This window comes from Mucilaginibacter sp. PAMC 26640 (assembly GCA_001596135.1).
Lineage (GTDB): Bacteria > Bacteroidota > Bacteroidia > Sphingobacteriales > Sphingobacteriaceae > Mucilaginibacter.
On sequence record CP014773.1, the window covers coordinates 5,198,384 to 5,221,215 of the forward strand.

At 46.3% G+C, this 22,832-nt stretch carries 17 protein-coding genes; 4 read left to right on the forward strand and 13 right to left on the reverse strand.

The genetic code is table 11. The features are described 5' to 3' along the window. Genes A0256_22535 through A0256_22545 form a run of 3 tightly spaced genes read left to right on the forward strand, consistent with a single transcriptional unit; the run spans position 1 to position 3,898 of the window. Positions 1 to 2,154 carry an aldehyde oxidase gene (locus A0256_22535; protein ID AMR34023.1) on the forward strand — a complete coding sequence of 718 codons (2,154 nt, stop codon included), beginning with the start codon at positions 1 to 3 and terminating at the stop codon, positions 2,152 to 2,154. Between the two features lie 21 nt (positions 2,155 to 2,175). Next, complete coding sequence (locus A0256_22540) at positions 2,176 to 3,315, forward strand: alanine dehydrogenase (protein ID AMR34024.1); 1,140 nt, start codon at positions 2,176 to 2,178, stop codon at positions 3,313 to 3,315. A gap of 1 nt (position 3,316) precedes the next feature. After that, on the forward strand, positions 3,317 to 3,898 hold the full coding sequence (locus A0256_22545) for a hypothetical protein (protein ID AMR34025.1): 582 nt from the start codon (positions 3,317 to 3,319) through the stop codon (positions 3,896 to 3,898). A gap of 302 nt (positions 3,899 to 4,200) precedes the next feature. On the opposite strand, the gene A0256_22550 is transcribed toward A0256_22545, so the two are convergent. The 13 genes from A0256_22550 to A0256_22610 all read right to left on the reverse strand — a co-directional run bounded on the left by A0256_22550 (position 4,201) and on the right by A0256_22610 (position 22,240). Further along, complete coding sequence (locus tag A0256_22550) at positions 4,201 to 12,282, reverse strand: hypothetical protein (GenBank protein AMR34026.1); 8,082 nt, start codon at positions 12,280 to 12,282, stop codon at positions 4,201 to 4,203. A gap of 612 nt (positions 12,283 to 12,894) precedes the next feature. Continuing rightward, a complete protein-coding gene (locus tag A0256_22555) occupies positions 12,895 to 13,083 on the reverse strand; it encodes a hypothetical protein (protein AMR34027.1) in 189 nt (62 codons plus the stop codon). Between the two features lie 279 nt (positions 13,084 to 13,362). Then, positions 13,363 to 13,686 (reverse strand): hypothetical protein, encoded by a 324-nt coding sequence (locus A0256_22560; protein AMR34028.1) that lies wholly within the window; start codon positions 13,684 to 13,686, stop codon positions 13,363 to 13,365. A gap of 176 nt (positions 13,687 to 13,862) precedes the next feature. Beyond that, on the reverse strand, positions 13,863 to 14,633 hold the full coding sequence (locus tag A0256_22565) for a hypothetical protein (GenBank protein AMR34029.1): 771 nt from the start codon (positions 14,631 to 14,633) through the stop codon (positions 13,863 to 13,865). Then, positions 14,626 to 15,027 carry a hypothetical protein gene (locus A0256_22570; protein ID AMR34030.1) on the reverse strand — a complete coding sequence of 134 codons (402 nt, stop codon included), beginning with the start codon at positions 15,025 to 15,027 and terminating at the stop codon, positions 14,626 to 14,628. The genes A0256_22565 and A0256_22570 overlap by 8 nt, the downstream gene beginning before the upstream one ends. Positions 15,028 to 15,400: 373 nt before the next feature. Further along, positions 15,401 to 15,898, reverse strand: coding sequence for a hypothetical protein (locus tag A0256_22575; protein ID AMR34652.1), 498 nt, complete (start codon positions 15,896 to 15,898; stop codon positions 15,401 to 15,403). 317 nt (positions 15,899 to 16,215) lie between these two features. Beyond that, positions 16,216 to 17,553, reverse strand: a complete 1,338-nt coding sequence (locus A0256_22580; GenBank protein AMR34031.1) for a hypothetical protein — start codon at positions 17,551 to 17,553, stop codon at positions 16,216 to 16,218. 111 nt (positions 17,554 to 17,664) lie between these two features. Further along, positions 17,665 to 20,178 (reverse strand): hypothetical protein, encoded by a 2,514-nt coding sequence (locus A0256_22585; protein ID AMR34032.1) that lies wholly within the window; start codon positions 20,176 to 20,178, stop codon positions 17,665 to 17,667. A 53-nt stretch (positions 20,179 to 20,231) separates the two neighbouring features. Next, entirely contained in the window at positions 20,232 to 20,534 is a 303-nt protein-coding gene (locus tag A0256_22590) for a transcriptional regulator (protein AMR34033.1), read from the reverse strand. Continuing rightward, positions 20,531 to 21,142, reverse strand: a complete 612-nt coding sequence (locus A0256_22595; protein AMR34034.1) for a hypothetical protein — start codon at positions 21,140 to 21,142, stop codon at positions 20,531 to 20,533. Before A0256_22595 ends, A0256_22590 begins: the two co-directional genes overlap by 4 nt. A 181-nt stretch (positions 21,143 to 21,323) precedes the next feature. Beyond that, positions 21,324 to 21,548 carry a hypothetical protein gene (locus A0256_22600; protein AMR34035.1) on the reverse strand — a complete coding sequence of 75 codons (225 nt, stop codon included), beginning with the start codon at positions 21,546 to 21,548 and terminating at the stop codon, positions 21,324 to 21,326. 107 nt (positions 21,549 to 21,655) lie between these two features. Then, positions 21,656 to 21,895: a hypothetical protein gene (locus A0256_22605; protein AMR34036.1), complete on the reverse strand. Its 240-nt coding sequence runs from the start codon at positions 21,893 to 21,895 to the stop codon at positions 21,656 to 21,658. 105 nt (positions 21,896 to 22,000) lie between these two features. Next, positions 22,001 to 22,240, reverse strand: a complete 240-nt coding sequence (locus A0256_22610) for a hypothetical protein (GenBank protein AMR34037.1) — start codon at positions 22,238 to 22,240, stop codon at positions 22,001 to 22,003. Between the two features lie 204 nt (positions 22,241 to 22,444). Here A0256_22610 and A0256_22615 point away from each other — a divergent pair, with 204 nt between their 5' ends. Then, positions 22,445 to 22,732 carry a hypothetical protein gene (locus A0256_22615; protein AMR34038.1) on the forward strand — a complete coding sequence of 96 codons (288 nt, stop codon included), beginning with the start codon at positions 22,445 to 22,447 and terminating at the stop codon, positions 22,730 to 22,732. The last annotated feature ends 100 nt before the right edge of the window (positions 22,733 to 22,832 follow it).

Below are 22,832 nucleotides of genomic sequence, written 5' to 3' on the forward strand. Positions count from 1 at the left end.
ATGGAACAGGAATTAATTACAGCCATCCCTTCATCAGCCGATGGCATGAGCCGGGTAGATGGCCGCGCAAAAGTTACCGGTGCCGCCAAATATTCAGCAGAATACAAACTGCCGGGAATGACCTACGCCGTGCTGGTAGGCAGTACCATTACTAAAGGCTCTATTGCCAGTATAGACACCGTTGCCGCTCAAAAAGCACCTGGCGTGCTGGCAGTTGTCACTTATTTAAATTCGCCAAAGGTACCGGGCTTTCAAACCACCAAACCCAAAAAGCCAAATGCAAAAATTGGATCGCTTAAAGTATTTATAGATAACCAGGTACTTTTTAACGGCCACCCTATTGCCATGGTGGTTGCCGATACTTTTGAACGTGCCCAATATGGCGCATCGCTGGTAAAAGCCACTTATAATAAAGTAGCACATGACACCAAACCGCCTGCCGGTATGGACAGAGGCGAACAGCCCAAAGCTGTTGGCAAAGATTATGTACGCGGAACAGCAGATGCCTGGCAAACTGCCCCGGTAAAGCTGGAGCAGGAGTACATTATCCCTACAGAAGTGCATAATCCTATGGAGCTGCACGCTATTATTGCCCGCTGGGATGCGGCTGACAAACTCACCGTATGGGATAAAACCCAGGGCGTAAAAGCCACAAGCGGTGATATTGCCAAAGCTTTTGGGTTAAAACCAGAAAACGTGCAGGTGAATTCACAATTTGTAGGCGGTGCGTTCGGCAGCGCCTTACAGGTTTGGCCACACGAAATTGCCGCAATATTAGGTGCAATGGTAGTTAAACGCCCGGTAAAACTGGTGCTTAGCAGGCCGGATATGTTTACATCGGTAGGCTATCGCCCACATACCTGGCAAAAAATCGGGATTGGTGCTACAAAAGATGGTACACTGGTAGGCATAACGCATGAGGCCGCCGGGCAAACTTCCACATACGAGGATTTTTCTGAAGAGCCCATCAACTCTACCAAAGAATTATACGCCTGCGCTAATGTAAACACCAGTTACAAGCTGGTATCGGTAGATGTGAATACCCCAACGTGGATGCGCGGGCCGGGCCATGCTACCGGGGCGTTTGCCCTGGAATCTGCACTGGATGAATTATCTTACGCCTTGCGGATGGACCCAATAGAACTTAGACTAAAGAATTACGCCAAAACCGACCCGGATAGCAAAAAGGAGTTCTCCAGTAAATACCTGGATGAAGCCTACGCGATGGGAGCCAAACAAATTGGCTGGGCGGAGCGCAAAGCAGAAGCTGGTTCCGAAATGCAAAACGGCTGGCGGGTTGGCTATGGTATGGGCGGCGGCATGTTTGGAGCTTACCGTGATACTGCAGTGGTAAGAGCTGTATTTAAAGGCGACGGCACGTTGACACTGCAAACTGCTGTCAGCGATATTGGCCCGGGAACCGGTACTGCGGCAGTGGCCATAGCTGCAGAACAAATGAATATTGCCCCGGAAAAAATCAAATTTGAAATGGGCGATTCATCATTGCCCTATGCACCTATGCAGGGCGGATCTTCCATCACCTCAACCGTAGGCTCGGCTGTTTTTGATGCCTGTACGGTTTTGAAGGAAAAATTCCAGCAATTATTAGGCGCTGGTGGCACTGATAAACCTGATTATGTAAAGATTCTGAAGGATAAAAATCTGCCATCGCTGGAGGTGCTTACCAAATCACAAGGCGGTCCAAACAATCAAAAGTACTCTATGCAATCGTGGTCGGTGCATTTTGTTAAAGTACTGGTGCACCCAACTACCGGTGTGGTTAAAGTGGATAAAGTAGTTTGCGTTGCCGATTCGGGTAAAATCATTAGCCCTAAAACGGCCCGCAGCCAGGTTGTTGGCGGGGCAATTGGCGGTATTGGTATGGCATTGATGGAAGAAGGTGTGATCGATCATCGTTATGGCCGTTATGTAAACAACAATTTTGCCGATTACCACATCGCTGTAAGTGCAGATATTCCGCAAATTGAGGCCATGTTCGTCAACAAACCAGATCCGTATATCAATCCCATCGGTGCAAAAGGTATGGGGGAAATTGCGCTGATCGGTATGGCAGCGGCCGTTGCAAATGCAGTGTACAACGCAACAGGTAAACGGGTTCGCAATTTGCCTATCACGCCAGACAAACTTATATAATACAACCGTGTTACACTTCGGATGAAGGAGATCATAGATATAGTTGCAGCATACGATAAAGCTGCAAAGCAGGGCAAAGAAACGGCGCTGGCCACCGTAGTTTTGGTAGAGGGATCTGCCTATCGGCGCGCTGGTGCCCGCATGCTCATTACCGAAGACGGACAGCTTACCGGTGCCATAAGCGGCGGCTGCCTGGAAGGCGACGCTTTGCGTAAAGCCCGGTTGGTTATTTTGCAGCAGGAGCCAATGCTGGTTACTTATGATACCATGGATGATGACGATGCCAAACTGGGCGTTGGCCTGGGCTGCAACGGCATCATCCATATCCTGATAGAGCCTATCAGCGAAGACGCCAATAACCCGATCGCGTTTTTGAAAGCTGTTATCAGCAATCGTAAAAATGCGGTGCTGGTTACCTTATTCTCTTTGGCAAACCGCAAGGCGGCGCAACCCGGAACCTGCCTGTGCTTAACCGGCGAAGTATTGCTAGAGAACCGTATGGAGCATTACAGCCACCGGGACAACCTGATGGACGATACCAAAGCCGTGTATACATCTGGTCGGTCTGAAAATAAAACTTACCCGGGTGATATTGCCTATACCGCATTCATCGAGCTTGTAAAGCCTCAAATTGCATTGGTAATTATTGGGGCGGGTAATGATGCCATGCCGCTTGCCCAATTAGCAGGTGTTTTGGGTTGGGATGTTACGGTTATAGATGGCAGACCTAATTATGCCTTGCCGGAACGTTTCCCATCTGCACAAAAGGTGATTGTTGCCAGGCCCGAACAAGCTTTAGCCCACCTGTTTATAGATACTAACACCGCCTTTGTACTGATGACGCATAATTTCCTGTACGAGATGGCTTTGTTAAAGGACTTACTCCCTCTTAACCCCTCCTATCTCGGCATCCTGGGCCCCAAAAAGAAACTGCTGAGAATGCTGGATGAATTGGCGGACCAGGGTGTAACAGTATCCGATGAACAAATGACCAGGATCTTTGGTCCGGTCGGTTTGGATATAGGCTCGGAAGGGGCAGAAGAGATTGCCCTATCAGTAATGGCAGAAATAAAGGCGGTGCTATCAGCCCGTAAAGGCTATTCGTTAAAATATAAGCCGGTGCCTATTCATGCGCCACAGCCAATCGCCGTTAACAACTAGTATGGCGGGCCTGATCATTCTCGCTGCCGGCGCTTCAAGGCGGCTCGGGAAGCCGAAACAAAACCTGATCTACAAAGGAGAGACCCTATTGCAGCGGGCCGTCAACACCGCGATTGCGTCCGAATGCAGCCCGGTGGTGTTGGTATTAGGGGCAAATGCAGATGCGATTGAATCAACTCTTGTTCCCGGTAAGTTTACGATAGTTATTAATCCGGATTGGCAAAGCGGTATGGCATCATCCGTAAAACTCGGGATTAACGAAATTGCCAAAGATAAGACGATTGATGCTGCGGTCATTATGCTTTGCGATCAGCCGTTTGTTACTCCGGAACTGATTAATTCACTTCTTCACTACAGAGGAACAACTGGTAAAACCATCATTGGTTCGGCTTACAAAAACACGGTGGGAGTGCCTGCTTTATTTGACCGTTCGGTTTTTAACAAACTGGAAGAATTGCAGGGTGATGAGGGCGCCAGGCTGCTACTCAAAAACCAGGCACAGGATGTTTTCGCTGTTAAATTTGACGAAGGCATAATCGATATCGATACGGCTGAAGATTATAGCCAGCTGGATACGGATTAATTTAGGATCATTTTGAGGGGCTGTTAGACGAAGTTGGACTCACCCCGGGTTCACTAACGCTGCCCGACCCTCTCTGCTACGCAAAGAGGGTGAAGAAATTGTTCGCTCGAAGTTGGACTCACCCCGGGTTCGCTAGCGCTGCCCGACCCTCTCTGCTACGCAAAGAGGGTGGAGAGATTTTCATATTCAACAGAGGATTACCTGAAAACGCTTCGCAGATTGGTCCGCAATGCTTCGCGAAGAGGGTAGAAATTTAAGCATCTTACAGCCGCCGCGTATGCCCCCATTTTGGGAGCTGGCTCCTATTTCATAATGGTTACCGCACCGGATCTTACACCCTGGCTGTGTTTTAAATCGATAACATAGTAGTATACATCTGCTTGTAATGTGCGCCCGTTTAGGGTACCATCCCATGGGGTGCCGTAACCAACAGAGGAGAATATCATTTGCCCGCCGCGATTAAAGATCTTAACGGTACAATCAGGGAAGAGGTTTATATTGGGGATCACCCAGTAGTCGTTGACCCCATCCCCGTTTGGCGTAACTACACTTGGAAGGATTGCTGCAAGCACGGCTTTGCTGATGGCTACGGTGTAGGTTTGCGTTGTTACGCCATCGGCTGCCGTAACAACAATTGGTATTACCGGGTTAGTACCCGGCGCCAAAATGATCTCATCTGATGAGGACCCGCTTAATACTTCTGTTCCGTTGATTTTGATAGTAGCTCCGCCATTAGTGGTAATACCTGTTACAGTAACGGATTGCGTATTGGCATCAACAGTAACAACATAGTTTGTAGTAGTTGGGCTGAATGACGGACTGAGCTGCCCCGAGCTGGTTCTTAACGAAATTAGCGTTGCGTCTGTGGATACCGGAGGTGCCGCACGAATCACTTTTACCTGATAAGATTTGCTTTGCGCGCCACTGGCCGATGTTACGGTGACGGTTACCAGTGTTGATGCGGAGTTGATCGTAACGGAACCCGAAGCAATACCGTTTTGTGCGGCTGATCCGTTAATTTTTAAGCCAGCCCCCGGGTCGCTTGCTGTTGCAGTGACAGTTGTTTTAAACACATTATAAGGGACATGCAACTCATAGTTCAGATTCCCGGAAGTAAAGGCCGGGGTAAAGTTTCCTGCGCTTAGTACCAGGTTCGCAAGATCTGCATTGTCCGATAGTGTTCGAAAAATGTTTACTACATAAGTTTGAATCGTACCATCGGCTGCGGTTACTTTAACATTAAACGGATTAGCGCCTTGTTTAAGCGTTAGCGCCTGCGATACATTACCGCTTACAACCGCCTGCCCATTCACCTGTATCGTGGCACCTGCATCATTTGCCGTAGGCTTTAAAGTAGCAGTAGCTATCGAATTATCTACTGTGATCTGGTAAGCTAATACCGCCGGCGAGAACGCTGGATCCAAAACACCCGAAGCCGAGGTAAGATCGGCAAGGGAAGCATCCGGAGATTTTGATCTTGTAACATTTACCGTGTACGTTTTCAGTGTGCCGTCTTCCGCAGTTACCGTAATGTTAACCGGTGTAATGCCCACTGCCAAAGGAATATTGCCGGAACTGCCGCCGGCTGCTACAATTGCATTATTTACCCTCACCACTGCAGCTGCATCTACCGCTGTTGGAGTAACGCGGATTGTTTGCTCGGAGTTATTAACCGTGACGCTGTAGCTTGTGCCCGCGGCTGAGAAAACAGGAGATAGCGAGCCGGAACTTAGCGTAAGTGTTCCCAGGTCCGCGTTGGGCGATTTTGCTCTGGTAATGGTCACTGAATAGGTTTGGGTGGTGATACCATCCTGCGCCGTAACGGTGGTAAGTATGGTATTGCTACCCACTGTTAAAACAATACTTTGCGAGGCAGAGCCACTGGCAACCGCCGTACCATTCACTTTTACGGTAGCGGTTGCATCCTCTACAGTTGGTGTAATTTTAACGGAGCCAACGGCATTAAGTACCGTAGCTGCGTAGCTGGTCTTACCAATTGTAAAAGCGGGGCTCAGGGTACCAGCGCTTAAACTAAGATTCAACAGGTTAGCGTTTGAACCGGGATCCCGGTTAACGGTGATCGTATAAGTGTTGACCTCACTGTTTTGTGCGGTGACCACCACATTGATCATATTGGGGCCTACGTTCAGTCTTATTTCGGGCGATGCAGAGCCACTCGAAACAGCAACGCCGTTTACTTTTACCGAGGCAGCGGCGTCTGCTAAATAGGGTTTTACGTTAACACTGTTTACCGCATGTGCAACTGCTGCCGTATAATTATTCAAACCCGATTCAAATCCCGGTTTTAGGGTTCCGGAGCTTAGAACCAGGTTGGCCAGGTCGTTATCAGATGACAGTGCCCGGTTTGCGATGATGACGTAGGTTTTCTTGGTTTTACCATCCTCTGCGGTTACTATAATTGTTATGGGGTTATTCCCCACTTTTAAAGGTATGGCTGGAGATGGTGACCCGCTGGCAACCGGAATGCCGTTAATAACTACAGTGGCGGTTGCATCCTCCACCGTAGGTGTTACAATTGCACTGGTTACATCATTTTTCAACAGCATGGAATAACCGGTGATGAGCTTATTAAACGTAATATTTAACTGGTTTGGAACAACCGCAAGTTGGGCCAGTGTGGCATTTGTTGATGGTGCCCGGTTAATGGTAGCAATGTAGCTTTTAGTAGTAATGCCATCCTGTGCAGTAACAACTGTTGTTATGGTATTGTCGCCCACCTTTAAAGGAATGGCCGCCGATGGCGAACCACTGGTTACCGAAACGCCGTTTATTTTAACTGTGGCATCGGCTTGATTTACAATTGGCGTAAATGTGATGGTTTTAACTTCGTTGCCAACTGAGGCATTGTAGAGCAGGGAGCCCGAAGAAATTGCGGGGGTCAGGGTTTTACTGCTCAATTTTAAATCTGACAATGTAGCATCAGTAGATGGCATCCGGATAACGGTTATGCTGTAGGTTTGAGTGGTAACACCATCCTGTGCGGTCACAATGGTGTTGATCGTATTAGGACCAACAACCAGCGTGACGGGGGCGGATGCAGCGCCGCTGTTGACAACTCTGCCACCAATAGTAATGATGGCGTTGCTTTCGTTAGCTACTGGGATTACGCTTGCAGTGGTAACCGTGTTAAGCACCGAAGCCGTATAGGTAGTAATACCGGGTAAAAAATTCGGCGTTAAGGTACTACCATCGGTCAAAGTTATGTTGCTTAGCGTTGCGTCTGTTGATTTTTGCCGTATGACCGTCACTGTATACGTTTTGGTAGTTACGCCATCCTGAGCGGTGACGACGGTAGTAAATACAGAAGCACCTACGATCAGCGGGAAACTATTTGATGCAGTACCACTGGCAACGATGGTTCCGTTTACTTTTACACTCGCATTGGCCTCATTAACAGTGGGGCTTAACGTAATGGCGGTTACCGTGTTCGGCACCGTTACAGTGTAGGCTGTGGTGCCTTGGGTAAATAAAGGATCCAGCTTACCTGCGCCGGGTACCAGTGCAGCCAGGTTAGCATCGGCCGATGGCGGGCGTTTTACGGTTACCGTGTAAGTTTTTGTGGTAATGCCATCCTGGGCGGTAGCTACAATGGTGATAACGGTTTGCCCAACAGTCAGCGGGATATTGCCGGAGAATGAACCGGCAGCCACTGCATCCCCGTTTACCGTTATTGTGGCCGTGGCATCGCTTACAGTTGCTTTGATTTGGATACTGGCGTCGGTATTTAATACATCGGCTGAGTAATCTAACTTTCCTGAAGCAAACACTTCTTTTAACGAGCCGGTGCTCAACGCTATATTACTGAGGTCGGCATTTGACGATGGTTCGCGCGTTACGGTTACGGTGTAATTTTTAACGGTTATACCATCCTGGGCGGTAACCTTAACATTAATGATGTTAGGCCCTACGTTCAACGCAATGTTTCCTGAGGGCACCCCGCTGGCTACAGGGACACCATTGATGGCAACAGATGCATTGGCTTCGCTTAACGCAGGTGTGAGCTTAACTGCGGTTGTGGTGTTGCCTACTTTGGCACTGTATGCCGTAATACCGGGGTCGAAAACTTCTGTCAGGCTGCCGGGGTTTATTTCCAGGTTAGCCAGATCGGCATTGGAAGAGGCGGCACGGGTAACCGATACGCTATAGGTTTGCGTCGACACGCCATCCTGCGCAGTTACCTTTATCATGATGTTGGTAACGCCAATGTTTAAGGAGATATTCCCGGATGCACTGCCATTGCCTACCGATACGTTGTTTACGGTAACTGTTGCATTGGGCTCGTTTACCGTAGGTATTATTTTGATGGCCGTTGTAGCATTGCTCACCGCTATGCTGTAACTGGCAATGCCTGTTGCAAAGGTGGGTAATAAATCACCCTGGTTTGTTGCCAGGCCGGCAAGGCCGGCGTCTGAGGAGGGCAGTCTGCTTACGGTTAGTAGGTAATTTTTTATCGTAATGCCATCTTCGGCTGTAACCTGTACCGTTATTGGATTATTACCCACAATAAGCGGAATAGCCGTTGATGCTGTGCCGGAGGCAACTACTACCCCGTCTACGGTAATTATCTCGTTGACACCGCCACTAACCGGGGTGATATTGATGCTTGTTACGGTGTTAGGAACGCTGGTTCCATAGCTTGTTTTAGCCGGGTCAAAAGTGGGCGATAACGTACCGGAGCTTGGCGTAAGCGCCGACAAGTTTGCATTTGACGACGGCGCCCTGACTACGGTTATCTGGTAATTTTTTACGGTGACATTATCCTGCGCGGTAACTGCAGCGGTAATAACATTCGGGCCAACTGCCAATGGAAAGGTGCCCGAGGCAGCACCGCTTGCTACAATTGTGCCTTCAACCCGCACCGTTGCCGTGGCCTCTGCTGTGTATGGCGTTAGCGTAATGGCATCAACATTACCCGGAACTTCTGCGGAATACGTTAACCCGTTTGCTGAAAAGTTTGGCGTTAAATGGCCGGTACTAAGTGTTATTCCGCTAAGGTCTGCATTAGCTGATGCTTGCCTGATCACCGTGAGGGCATAAGTCTTAACGGTGACACCATCCTCGGCAGTAACCTTTATATGGATTGTATTTGACCCGTAATTGAGCGCAATTGTGCCTGATTCTGTGCCGCTGACAAGCGGAGTACCCTCTACTTCAATTACAGCATGTGATTCTAAACTTGAAGGCGTAACGGTTAACCCCGCTACCGTACCTGCAACGCTAGCACTGTAATTTAGCGTATTACTATTAAACGCCGGAAAAAATGTGGCATTGGTAGTAGTGAGCGAAGATAGCGATGCCTCTGTAGCGTATACGGGTGCTGAGCGGTTTACTGTTAGCTGATAAGTTTTTGTACTTATCCCATCGGTAGCAGTTACCACTATATCAAAAACATTAGCGCCTATAGCTAAAGGCAAATTTGCCGAAGCGGTGCCGCTCACTACGGTAGCACCATTAATTTTTATGCTTGCGCTCCCCTGGGTGCTGGTGGGCGTTAAGGTTATAAAATCTGCGTTGCCTGTATTATTTGTTGAATAGGAAAGCGTACCTGAACTGAATGCTGTAGAGAGTGTTCCCGAACTCAAATCCAAAGACTTTAGTGTCGCATCGTTATTGAGGCCGTTTACCCGGATGTTGACAATAGCAGAACTGGAACCGCCAAGGTTGTAAGCAGTAATAGTAAAGTTTGCCGGTCCAGCTGACGCCGTTGGGGTACCGGATATTTTACCGGTCGTGGCATCAAAAGTAAGCCCGGCAGGCAGTGTAGCAGGGCTGATGACATAGCCAGTGGTTTGGATCTTCCGGATCGCTTTATTGTTGCTATCGGAAATGTACAGCTGGCCATCGGCATCTGCTGCGATGCCGAGGGGGTAACTAAAAGCCGCCAGCGGGCCAATACCATCTGTAAAAAGATAATACCCGGAGCCGGCCAAACGCGTGGTAACCCCGGAAGGCGTAATCTTGCGGATCATACTGTTAGCTGCATCTAAAACATATACGTTTCCCAGCACATCGGTTGCTACACCTTTTGGGGATTCAAAAGCAGCCAGAGTTCCGGTGCCATTGGTTTGCCCCGCGGCACCGCTGCCTGCAAATGTTGTTGTTGCCCCTGAAGGTGTTATTTTTCTGATCTTGTTATTCTTAGAGTCGGCTACGTAAACATTACCGTTCAGATCTGTAGCCACCGCATACGGCTCATTAAAACTGGCGTTTGATCCGTTGGTATTATTGGCTGATCCTGCAGCATTGGTCCCCGCCAGGGTTGTTACCCGGCCCGTTATGCTTATTTTTCTGATGTCCGCATTCGCCAGATCGGCTACATAAAGGTTACCTGAGCCATCGGTAGCAACTCCTACAGGATACCTGTATTTTGCATCAAGATCTGCATCACCATTTGCAAAGTTATAGTCTCCGCTCTTGCCGGATACAATGCTAACCTCACCTGCTGCAGATACCTTTTTGATCATGTTAAACCCGGAATCACCTACGTATATATTACCAAAAGCATCAGCCGCCAATCCATAAGGGGTGCTAAATCCGCTTGCAAAGGTTGAAAGGTTTCCTCCAGGACTTACTTTTTGTATGATATTACTTACCACGTTAGTTACATAGATATTTCCGGATGGATCAACTGCTATGGCTGACACATCTTCCAGGCCCGACTTTACTGTGGTTACCCCACCGTAAGCCCTTGCAGGGACGGCACCGCCTGTATTTTGTGGAGACAAAGGCGGTATTGCAACGTTGACCGTATATTGCTGCGGACTGCTGTAACTAATATTTGGTGGATTAACTGCTTTTCGGGGCCGGATAAATGACACGGTGTAGGTGCTGATGGTTACCCCGTCTTCTGCAATAACCTGGATGGCTGTGGAATTGCCGCCTGTATTTAAAGGCATTGTAAACGGCGCACCGCTTGCCACCGGACTGCCATTTATTTTCAATGTAGCATTGATATCAGCCAGGGAAGGGGTAACATTAATGCCGGTTGTTGTTTCCGGCACCGTCATTACATAATTGCGCTGCGATGGCGAAAAAGACGGGCTAAGTGATACGCCGCCCGTTAACAGGCCACTAAGCGTTGCATCTGTTGAGATAAGTCTTGTTGTAATATTTACAATTGCCGATCCGGATCCTGACTTGTTATACGCAGTAATGGTGTAATCCTGCGCCGGGCTAACCGCTGTTGGCGTACCGTTGATGATACCCGTTGTGGCATCAAAACTGAGGCCGGGCGGTAAAGCAGGACTGATGTTGTATCCCGTTAAAAGTATTTTCCTGATCGTGCTGGAACCATTATCTGCCGTATATAAATTCCCGTCCTTATCTGCAACAATACCAACCGGAAACGAAAAGAGAGCATCTGTACCTACCGCGTTTACGGTGCCGAAATTACCTGCGTTTCCCGCAAGCGTGGTTACCACTCCCGCCGGTGTTATTTTACGAACCAGGCTGTTGTATGAATCGCTCACGTATAAATTGCCATTGGCGTCATTTGCAACACCGTAGGGCCCTTCAAATCGGGCAGCAGTACCAGTTCCGTTTGCCGCACCTGCAGTCCCATTTCCGGCTAACGTGCTTACTACTCCCGTAGGTGTAACCTTCCTGATAGCATTATTATATATATCGGCCACATATACATTTCCCGCAGCATCAGTAGCCACCCCAAACGGGCCATTAAATTTTGCTACTGTTTTGTCACCATCAGCATAACCAGTTGCTCCGGTACCTGCCAACACGCTAACCATGCCACCGGCAATTTTCCTGATCTGCTGGTTCCCATAATCGCTGACATAAATATTCCCTGCGCCATCTATCGCAATACCAGAGGGGGACTTAAACGAAGATAACAAGGCCGGACCAACTGCAAAGCCATAATCTCCGGTGCCTGCAACAATGCTGATCGCACCGGCTGGCGTAACTTTTTTCACCTGGTTGGTTCCAATATCAGCAATATACAGGTTGTCGCCGGCATCAAAGGCTAAGCCCGCAGGAAATGACAACCCGGCCGATTTAGGTACGAATGTTGATACCAGCCCTTCAGGTGTAATCTTCCGGATCACACTGTTAGCTTTATCGGCTACATAAATATTGCCTTTGGAATCGGCAGCAAGGCCTTTGGGATCATTAAATGTAGCAAGACTCCCGCTGCCGTCAGTACTGCCGTTTACACCGCTACCTGCAAGAGTAGCAACCTGACCATAGATGGCGGGCGGTACAGCCCCGCCGGCTTTTGCAGGCGCAAGGCTATTGATAGTTGTGCCTACAATATAATTCTGGGGACTTTGATAAGAAACTATGGGCGCCTGCGCAAAACACGCAGCAGTATACAATACAGGAATAAGGGCAAGTAACAGTTTCTTCATATTATCAAATTGTCGGGTTACTAAAATGACGATATGCCTCCATACGGATTTTCGTCACTATTAGTTATACCTGTGTGCTTATTTTAATAATACAGATCGCTACCTATTCAAAAAATTAACAAGCTATTGTTTAATACCAAACGCGCTATATTTTGGAAAGGCAAAGATGCTTGCGAGTATCAATTGGAGAAATTACAATATTTATTAATCAGGGTATTACTTGTAAAAGTAAATATTTTTGAATAGAATTCGAAATATTTACCATTTACATTACTTATTATACTGTTATAAGTACTTTAATCTTCATATCTAAAATTATTATTTCGATTCCAAAAGCCAATCGGATGGCAGATAGGATCTCCCTTGGGGTCAATATCCTATTTAATATGCTGCCTATGGCATATAATAGCCTGAAGCAATAAAAAAATATGGAAATATTGTTATCTATTGACTGGCAATTTTAACAAGCAGCGGATCTATAAAAATGCTCCAATGCTATATCAATGGGGTGTTTGCAAATATTGCCAGGGGTATTAACGGTAGCTGTACAAAAAAAGCCGCTCCGGATTTAATCCGGGCGGCTGTATTAAATTGATCAATGTAAATGGTATCTCAGTCGTTAATAAGGCTGGTGCCATGAATGCGCTCCAGCTTGCCATTTGCATTTATAGCATAATCAGCATCGTGGGTGTCGGTATTAACCGTTAAAGCGGATCTGGTTTTGGTTTTGGTTCGGCGGGGAAATAATGGCAATACAATTAGTGCCAGTAGTAAAATCACCCCTAAAAATTCAATTAACATGTTGTTTTAATTTAGTATTCAAATCGTTTGTACTTACATAGCTAAAAGAGTGCCGAAATCTGCAGCAAAAGGTAAAAGCAATGTTTAAACAATTTAAACGCAGCTATTTATTTTCCTGCTGTAAACGCTCGTTACTTTGCCTTCCCAAAACGGGAAAGTCTTTTCCAATTTGACTTATACTTAGCTGATTAGGTTTATTCTGCTTGAATTGGTTAGCTAATTTGTCGTCATCAAATTACTATGCATACATACGACTTTTTTGTGATTTAGTTATATTTTTTATTTAGTCAAAAAATCTGCTTCCGGATTGTGCAGCACACAATACATCATACTTTTTAATAGTTTAATATATCTGCTTACCCCTTCGCTCACTTCGTTTACATATACGAATTCGTTTGCCATGTGCGACCTTGCCGGGTCGCCTGGTCCAATTTTAACCGAGGATAATAATGGGTCACCAATAGAGTGCCCATTGTGCCATCCATCGGCTAAAGTGGTTTTAAACCGGTTAGCTATGGTTTTTTGAAATGAGCAGATAGCTGATATCGCTCCACCCCATTTTGAACAAGCAATATTCCATTTTGGAATGGTGGAGCCGGGCACTATGTTCAAAAACGTGGCATTCCGGACGCAGCTTATAACCGGAAAACCGGATTAAGCAGGTACGGCTATTTTGCCTGATTTGAGATGCAAATCCAGACCAAAAATATCAGTGCATCAAGATATTTAAAATACCGATGATACATTACGGATGATGAGGCACATCTGATGATAATTAACTAGACATCCATTTCTTTTATCTGGCTTTTGTATTCGGGTGGCAGGAAGGCTTCTTTCAAAAGCCCATGCAGTTTTACGATCCTGGAGAGTTTGTAAAGCCCGATCAACGGCCCGATATACAAGATGCTGTTGATGGGCAATAGTGATTTGGCCGCTTTCGGCACCATCAGCAGCTGCACTTGTTTCAGTAATTCATAACGCAATACACCTAAGTGCTTTTTGTATTGCTTAAACAAATCAATCGTAAAATCGCTGCACAACAGGTGCGTTTGCAAATGCTCCACACGAACTTTTAACCACTGCTGATAATTATAAGGCATATCCTTCAGGCTCATGCGCAAGCCTAGGCGGTAAAACACTTCAAAAACCTCTTCTTTTTCGTCATCACTTAAGTGCCGCTCCAGTAATTCAAAAGATCGGATGGTGTAGTCTATCAGCATAAATAATACGTCGCGGTAGGCCCAGTCCGGAATAGTTGCACCGCGTGCCTGCTCCACGCCCTGATGAATAGCATTGATCCGGTCAATGGCGGCCAGTGCACTGTTATACTCTGAAAAGATGATCATCCGGCTATATTGCACGGTAGAGAAGAGCCTGCCTAAAGGATCTGCCGGCAGCTGGCCGGTGTAGTAAAGCCAGTCTACTGCCTTATTTAAAGCAAATTCAGCAGCCGAACCGGCAAAAATGAACAGAATATTATCGGCCTTGCTCCAGATCTCACGGACGATAGACCCCTCAGGGACAAAATATTTTACTATATCCTTATCCATTTACTTTCCTTAATTCTACTCTTTTCAATACACTAAGCCAGCTTTCCAATAAGCCCACCAATATAATGCCTAAAGTGTAGGCCAGCATATCCAGCCATCTGAAAGTTGTTCCCAACAGGTTTCTTGCCAGGGCCGAATGCCCCCACCCCAATTGATCAATGAGATGAAAAAACTGAGTAATTTCCACAAGGTAAGCGAAAATAAGCGTGCCGATAGCCGTTTTCCATACGCCGGTTTTAATGAATGCTTTTACCATGCAGTAAACCAGTATAACCACTATAAAATCACCGCCATATGGCCTGATGATGGTATCGTGCATAAAATCGGCTATTAACACTTCGGCGTTGAAAAGCAGTACCGCTATCCCGAAATAGTATTTATTGAATTTGAACATATATTTAAGTTTATAAATATTTTACCCGGACCTTTCTCCGTGACGATGAGGGTGAAACGCACAATTCGCCCGCAGATTAACTCACCCCGGGTTCGCTCCGCTGCCCGACCCGCTCTCCGCTTTGCGGAAAGAGCTTGAAACTTATCTAATCAGCATCTGAACTCCCCTCTTTGCGAAGCAGAGAGGGGTTTGGGGTGAGTTAACTCTTCCCGCTGCCCCACCCGCTCTCCGCTTTGCGGAAACAGGGTGAAACTTATCTAATCAGCATAAGAACTCCCCCTCTTTGCGAAGCAGTGAGGGGTTGGTGGTGAGTTAACTCTTTCCGCACGCACTCATCGTTTTCAATTCACCCCACTAGCCGAATAAATTAGCGCTACAATCCTCTCTCATTAACGTCCTCTAATTTTTGAATATCCCGGTAGGCGATATACAAAGGCAAAATCCCGATAACTCCGAAAGAACTATCTACCAGGTTCCAGAAAAAAGGGATCCCGCGGATCGGCCCCATGATAAAGGTTAGCGGCAGGATAAGCGCACAGGCGATCATCCCGAATTGGATAACCCAGATATTCCTGACAGGATCGCGCAGGGGGCCAACAAACAGTATAGCCAGCATAATGTGGGCGAAGGCCAGCCAGTCGGTACCGTAACTTAAAAAAGGGTACGCCTGGTTGCTGGCTTTTACGGCATGATAAACGGTAGCCAGCCAGGCTTGTATGTACGCCGGCAAAGCACTGCGGTGGTTTACCAGCCAGTGCAGTTCAGTTTCTATGGGGAAAGCAGTGGCCCCGCTCAGGAATAGGCCGGCTATCATCACCCAAATGCAAATCTTAATGCGGCGGCTCAGCTTTTTATGGTTTACAGTTCTCATAATTTTTATAGGATAAGGTTGAGGAAAATCTTCTATATGGTGATTAAGGTAATTATTTGTATCGCGAGAGAGTGGTTGATGAAGCGTTTTCATTTTGCTTATATTTCTGTTTTAACTTATAGATTAATGGTTGGGCTGATGGACGTAATGCAAAGAACTCGAAGGAAAAACACAAAGGGTACAAAGCATTTATATCGCTCAAAAGGTGTATGACGATCTATCAAATCCTGGTGACTTCGCTTTCAAACTTATTCTTTGTGTCACTTTGCTCCCGTTTTTGTATTCTTTGTTATTCTAACCGGTAGTCTTTGTTATTTTCATTTTGTGTTCAATTTTTTAAATAGATCGCCCGTCAGCATCTCCACCGACTTTTTATGCAATTCCTCCGGAGATGCGGCATTCACATTCACTAAATAAAATTGGCCTTCGTTCCTTGCGGCGATCCATCGCCAGCTGAATTGGTTTACGGTTTTCACTTTGCCATTGTCAAACCACCAGGCCGCATAGATTTTATCCTGCTTTTTGGTGAGGATTGCGGTATAAATATCATAGCCGGCAACATTTTCCTGCCGGATGCTTTTAAAAACGTAGCCACTGCCCACCCAGCAGATCATCGGGTCATGTTCGGGAGCGTAAAAGGCCGTTGGCTTGAGGTAGATCAGTGCCTCTTTATTCTCGAACTTTAGAATGCCCCCTCCCAGTTGTTTTTTGTGATAGCCTGCAATTTGCATTGGGTTTGACGCACCTGCCAGGTGATCTGCTTTCGTTATGTGGGCGGCAACAAACAGTATCATCCCTAAAAGAAAGAGGTGGATTAGCAGGAAACGGCTATCAGTAACAACGGCATTATCCCTTGCCTGCTGTTTACCGGCCTTACCTAAACTGTGCACCAGCGGTTTGATGCCAAACAATAAAGGCAGCAGCACATAAATCGCCAGGCAGCAAATCCCAACCGCGTCATGCAGAAAGGTACCCGGCATTATCTTAAAACGGACGAGCAACAGGATGCGGAAGAAATTACAAACTACATTTAGCAATAGCGTAAATGCCGCCAGCAACCACAGGTATTTAAATGAAAGCGTGTTTCCGGATTGCCGCTGATACCAGGTCAGCACAAAAAGGCAGATGAGTAGCGACATGACCAGCATGTTCAGCCCGGCGCAGGCCTGGTCTACCGAGAATTCGAAATTGCCCATCATGATCTGGTTACCTGCGGCGCTTACCTCCATTCCGGTTAGTGCCAGCGTGTTCGCCACCTTTTCGGTTAGCCAAAGCCTTACCGGGAATTCGCCCATGCGGGTGATGTGGCCAAACACCGGTGAGATCAACAGCATGAGCAACAGAAAGATATTACTCACCCTGCCGATGGAATGCTCAATCAGCAACAGCACTACAAACAGCAGGGCCACGAAGAATAAAGTATTTACCGGGGCGATAATGGCTAAACCAACACCTAATAATGCTGGCAGCAAATAACGCAAAGATCGGTTGCCCTTTTCTATTGTACAAACGTACGGCACCAGTATTACCCCCATCACCAGGTTGGCATCCCATTTAAAGTAGGCCGGGATAAACCAAATGGCCAGCGCAAAGTATACCACACCAAATGCGATAAGTGGATGTGGCTTAACTGTTTTTAATGGGAGCGTTAACATATTGATCTTTTAAGTTGTAATAATGGGCCGATAATATCATTGGCAAGCGGGCCATGACGCGTGCTGCTACCAGCTCCGGATAACCCGGCACAACATATTCATTTTGAAATGCTACCATTGCGGCACGCCCCTTTTTCCCCGGTAAATAAACATACCTACGATGCTTGTTGCCAGGATGATCAGCATCCACTCCTGTGGTTCGGGGACGGCCCCGGATGATTTCATAGAGGCATTCTTCAGGCTGTCTTTATTCTCGTCTATACCAAAGCGCTTATAATCTTCCTGCGTTTCCAGTACGATCATGCTCGATACAGGAGAAACCACGTAGGCTTGTTCTGCCTCGCGGATGGTTTCGGGCTGAACATAATTATGGATAAAATAACCCGGACCAACCTTTTTCATGATATCGTTGTAGGCAAACAGGCGCAGCAGGTGATCAGGAGCATCCACGGCTTTCAGGCCCGGCGCTTTTTGAATGATGAGCCCGGCGTTGCTGATAACTATTGTACTATCATTTTCCTGATCGCGCTGAAACTGTTTGCTGGTCAGCATCGTCAGCAATTTTTCCTCCGTGCCACCGGCACAATTAAAAACACGCAGTTCTTTTAAGGTTTTTAAGTAAGGCGTTAAGCCATCGCCGATATTGTACATACGGATATGCCTGGGCGTTTTTAAATAGCGGCTCAAATCAACCGCAAAACCACTGCCCTCCAGTTCGTTCAGGTTTGGCGATTCGCCTTTGCCTTTCGTGATGAGCAGTGCCAGTTCGGGCTGGGCAATCTCGTTAACCGGGAAAAGACTGAAGTTTTGCTTACGCAGCAATTCATACAGTTCATCTATATTTTCCTGCTTCAATCGCAGCAGCTTGTTGTAATAAACATATACAGGTGCATCCATTGCTGCACTATAAACAGCGTGGAATTCATCTTTGGTCCAGGCGCTGTTTACATCCAGGTATACGGCTGCCGGGTTAAATGCTTCATATTGCGGCTCAAAGTTTTTTACCATATAGGTGCTATCCGCAAAAGCAAAGGCAGTTTTTGCCAGTTCGGGTGCCTCGCAGCTGATCTCCCAACCGGGCTGATAGTTCCGGTCGGCAGTGTAAACATCCGCACCGCTTTGTTTAAATATGGCGGGTAGCTGTAGTTTAGCCAGTTTATTGCTGAAGCTCAGCTGCAGGGTTTCCAAAGCAGACGTGGCTTGCGGCCCATCAAAATAAGCATTCTCATAAACCAAACGCTTGCCGTTTAGCCTTAACGGACTGGTGATACCCAACCTGAATTTGCGGTTTTCATCGGTTGTACAAGGAAAAACCCGCACGCTGATGGTATTGCCTTCCTGCCAATGCACAACAGATGGATCGTGCTGCTCTACCCCTACTATTTGATGGTAGGCAGAGTCGGCTTTGGCTTTGGTGGTTAACCTTGATTTGGCTTCCTTGCCCTTGATCCAAAGTGATAATGAACTTACTACGGATCCCTCAAGCAGATGAAAGGTGTAGATGGCTTCCTGGTTGCTCCAGCCATACCGGCTATTGTTCCGCACGGTGAGCGTTTTTTCGGTATATGCCATCCGGTACTCGGGGTATAGTTTTACGTTACTGATAACGCTGATAGTTTGCAGTTCATCGCCGCTCCAAAGCCTTTCCTGCGCCTGGTGGCGGGAATTGTATATGGCTTTAAGAATGTTGATGCGCTCGGTCTCATTTAAATTTGGCCGCTCAAAAAACAGGGTGGCCAGCACCACCAGCGGGTCGTGCACCTTTTTCTCATCAAAAGAACGATTGGGCATGCCTCCGAAAAAGAAGTTATCCCTTGCGGTAACCTCGTGGTAAACCAGCCCTGCCTTCAGTATGCGCTCGGTAACGGGTGTTGGCGCTAGCTGCTGACTCACCGCCACCCAGGCCGGCAGTTTGCCCTCGTTTAATGTATTTTGGTTAATGATAAGGTTGATCCGGCTATTGGTATTATTCCAGCTGACCAGGAAAAATACCGCAGCAATAATAGGGACCGTAAAGCCAGCAAGGGCAGTGTACAGGGCAATCTTATCTTGCCGGCCTGCTTTGATAATGATCCCGGCGGTAAGGATGGCGAGGCAAAGCGGCACATAACTATGCAGCGAGATCCCAAGGGCCAGTAAGCCGATAATGCTGATGATATACAGCTGCATTAAATAAAAGGAATAGTAGGTAAACAGCAGCAGGGCCGCGCCTAAAAAAAAGAAGGTAAAGTACCGGGGAACACCACTGAGCAAACGATAATTACCTGCCAGCAAAACAGCAATGCTGGATGCTACCACCCAAATGCTGAGCCAGTCGGCACTGTCATCAAATACGTTCATCTCGCGGTTGAGGGCAAAAGCACTGATGAACCACAGCACCAGTAATAAGGCCGTATGTTCGGTTTTACCTGCAGATAATTTCCCGCGATGGCGTTTAAATGTGACGATAAATACGGCGATAAGATACCCCACCGACATTAAATAATTAATTACAAAGGCGCCAAAAGGATCCTTTCCCAGTTTAAAACTGTCCATCAGCACAAACAGTGCGGTGGACAGTATCACCATAATAAACCCAACAAGCGTAAGCTTGTCTGAGAGATAGTTAACAATTATTTTTTTCATATTTTGCTTAATTTAAAAGTACTTTGTATTTCAAAGTTAACGGATAAAAAAAATTAGATCTTCTGCTGTTTTATTAAATTTTCAAGTGCTTGCAGGTGCTTTTTAAATGCCTGTACACCCAAAGCCGAAGCCATATACTTTGTATTTGGCTTTCGCCCCAAAAAAGATTTGTTCACGGTGATATACTCCTCCTTCTCCAGTGCCTTAAGGTGCGACGCCAGATTACCGTCGGTTACATCCAGCAGTTCTTTTAGTGAATTAAAGTCATAGCTCTCGTTGGCCACCAGTACGCTCATGATCTGTAAGCGGATGCGGTTCTCAAAAGCCTTATCAAAATTAGTTAACGTTACTTTCACCTATCGTATTTAAAATGCATAATGGTACCGTACAATATGTGCAGTACACCGAAGCCAAAGGCCCAAAAAAACAAACCATAACCCGGGAAAATCGCGGCTAATAAACCCAGCGCAATATCAAATATGCCCAGCCATTTTACATCGCCAAAGGTATATTTACTTGCGGCAACAAGGGCAAGGCCATAAAATATTAAGGTACAGGGCGCAACAACAACATAATAACCCCGCTCCAGCATAATCAATGAAAATATCCCCCCGGTTACCAACGGGATAGCCCCGTTTATTAACAAAGACTGGCTGCTTTGGTTCCAAACGCGCTGCCCTTTTTTATGGGCCTTACGCACAGTGAGCAACAAACCGGTAGCTACCGAGAGTATCAGCACCACGGCGGCCAGCAAAAATAGCTGCCCGGTTAAAATTTCATCATAACCCACATTGGTAGCAGAATCATCTCCCATGTAGATCAGTTTATAAGCTAGCCATGCCCCTATCATCGCGTAGATGCCGGCCAGAATACCGGATAAACCGCTGAGCGAAATAAACCGGGTGCTCCGTTCCATGATGTTGCGGATGGAGCTGATCTCGGCGATTAAATCTTTATCTTCCATTGTAAAGTACTTTGTGATCCAAAGTAAGTTAATGGAAATGGATTTTGCAAGAAATATTATAAATTTTATTGGTTTGTATTAAAATAAACAGGGATAACCACGCAAAACTGAGGTATTAGTATTGCATGGGCATATATGTGGGTGTGGCTACCGAGGTAGAAACACTTACTAATAAATAAAGTTATGCCGCTTTTAAAACGGGTTGTAACATATCCTGCATATCAATTTCCAATGCTTTGCAAAGTTCTACAAAACGAACCAGCGTAATGTTTGTAAACCCCAATTCAAATTTGCTGTATGCATTTTGTGAAATATGCAATTGAGAAGCCACATACTCTTGTGTATAGTTCAATTTCAGGCGCCTCTCGCGGATAGCCTGGGCAAGTACTTTTCCGTTGTATCTCATCTTAATATTGGTTATAATTATCTTACCACCCGGGGGGATGAGCAGTAGTTAAATAACATACGCAATAAAATAACCTACGGATTTGTAAAAAGAAATGCAAACGTTCGTTAAACCGCGATAGCGGCAACCCGTGGTGGTGAAAATGGCCGCAGCAACTCTAAGGCATCTATTTCCAGCGCCTCACACAGTTCAAAGAGGCGGCTAACACTAATAGTAGTATTACCCAACTCAAGTTTGCTGTAAGCATTTTGCGACAAATTCAATTTAAAGGCAACATACTCCTGCGTATAATTGAGTTGCAGTCGCCTGGCGCGCACCACCATTGCTAAAGCTTTTTCGTTAAACATGAAATTATAATTGGTATATTAATAAGCACGAACAAAGATGTAACAGGATATGTTTTAGCGCTTTATTAATATTATTAATCATTAGTAATATTAATATCGTAAAACTTATTCGCCGGGCAGATGCAGTCGATCTGTATACAACCCAATCAATTCGCCAGGGTGTAATTCTAACGCTTGGCATATCACCAGAAATTTGCCGATGGTAATACCGGTGTGCCCAAGTTCCAGCTTGCTATACGCATTTTGCGACATTCCCAACTTCCCCGCAATATAATCCTGTGAGTAATTCAAATCTAATCTGCGCATGCGAATGACCATCGCCAGCACTTTGCCATTGTACCTCATAAAATCGTAGATCCATTTATTTTGAGGTATAATTTGCCCCAATAGTGTATACCCACTTACGATTTTAACTATTGGATAGATTTTTTTTTCTTAAAACATCATAATAATACAAGCGCAACGAAACACCATTCTAAGTAATTAGCAAGGCTGATCAGGAAAAAAATAACCTGAAAGGAATGATGGGCATACCCTCCGGGTCAGGCTATGCGTTCATACGGCGCAGGCATTAAGCGCTGGGCCGGTATCCACTTCTATCCCTATGCCGGGAAAATTTGGCTGATATTTGGAAGGGGGGCTAAACCGCAGGGTCACCTGCGTGAGGAAGTGCGGAAACTTAAAATTCTAATTAATCTTATAAATCAGCGTCATCCCGGTTACATTTGCACTATGCCCGTTTCCCAAAATATAAAAGTAGCTGTAGATGCTGTAGTTTTTGGATATACATCCAAAGAGGGCTTATCTGTACTGTCGATAAAACGCAACATCAATTAATCATAAGTGCTCAATGATTTTCAAAAAACTAATGGATAGAACGAAAATAAGCGCGTTTTAAGTGATCCCATTGGCTTTAATACATATTCAATACACTCAA

Excerpts from the sequence above, each read along its gene's own strand:
- A0256_22535 (AMR34023.1), top strand. The coding sequence starts at position 1 with ATGGAACAGGAATTAATTACAGCCATCCCTTCATCAGCCGATGGCATG.
- A0256_22540 (AMR34024.1), top strand. The coding sequence starts at position 2,176 with ATGAAGGAGATCATAGATATAGTTGCAGCATACGATAAAGCTGCAAAG.
- A0256_22545 (AMR34025.1), top strand. The coding sequence starts at position 3,317 with ATGGCGGGCCTGATCATTCTCGCTGCCGGCGCTTCAAGGCGGCTCGGG.
- A0256_22550 (AMR34026.1), bottom strand. The coding sequence starts at position 12,282 with ATGAAGAAACTGTTACTTGCCCTTATTCCTGTATTGTATACTGCTGCG.
- A0256_22555 (AMR34027.1), bottom strand. The coding sequence starts at position 13,083 with ATGTTAATTGAATTTTTAGGGGTGATTTTACTACTGGCACTAATTGTA.
- A0256_22565 (AMR34029.1), bottom strand. The coding sequence starts at position 14,633 with ATGGATAAGGATATAGTAAAATATTTTGTCCCTGAGGGGTCTATCGTC.
- A0256_22570 (AMR34030.1), bottom strand. The coding sequence starts at position 15,027 with ATGTTCAAATTCAATAAATACTATTTCGGGATAGCGGTACTGCTTTTC.
- A0256_22575 (AMR34652.1), bottom strand. The coding sequence starts at position 15,898 with ATGAGAACTGTAAACCATAAAAAGCTGAGCCGCCGCATTAAGATTTGC.
- A0256_22580 (AMR34031.1), bottom strand. The coding sequence starts at position 17,553 with ATGTTAACGCTCCCATTAAAAACAGTTAAGCCACATCCACTTATCGCA.
- A0256_22585 (AMR34032.1), bottom strand. The coding sequence starts at position 20,178 with ATGAAAAAAATAATTGTTAACTATCTCTCAGACAAGCTTACGCTTGTT.
- A0256_22595 (AMR34034.1), bottom strand. The coding sequence starts at position 21,142 with ATGGAAGATAAAGATTTAATCGCCGAGATCAGCTCCATCCGCAACATC.
- A0256_22600 (AMR34035.1), bottom strand. The coding sequence starts at position 21,548 with ATGAGATACAACGGAAAAGTACTTGCCCAGGCTATCCGCGAGAGGCGC.
- A0256_22605 (AMR34036.1), bottom strand. The coding sequence starts at position 21,895 with ATGTTTAACGAAAAAGCTTTAGCAATGGTGGTGCGCGCCAGGCGACTG.
- A0256_22610 (AMR34037.1), bottom strand. The coding sequence starts at position 22,240 with ATGAGGTACAATGGCAAAGTGCTGGCGATGGTCATTCGCATGCGCAGA.
- A0256_22615 (AMR34038.1), top strand. The coding sequence starts at position 22,445 with ATGCGTTCATACGGCGCAGGCATTAAGCGCTGGGCCGGTATCCACTTC.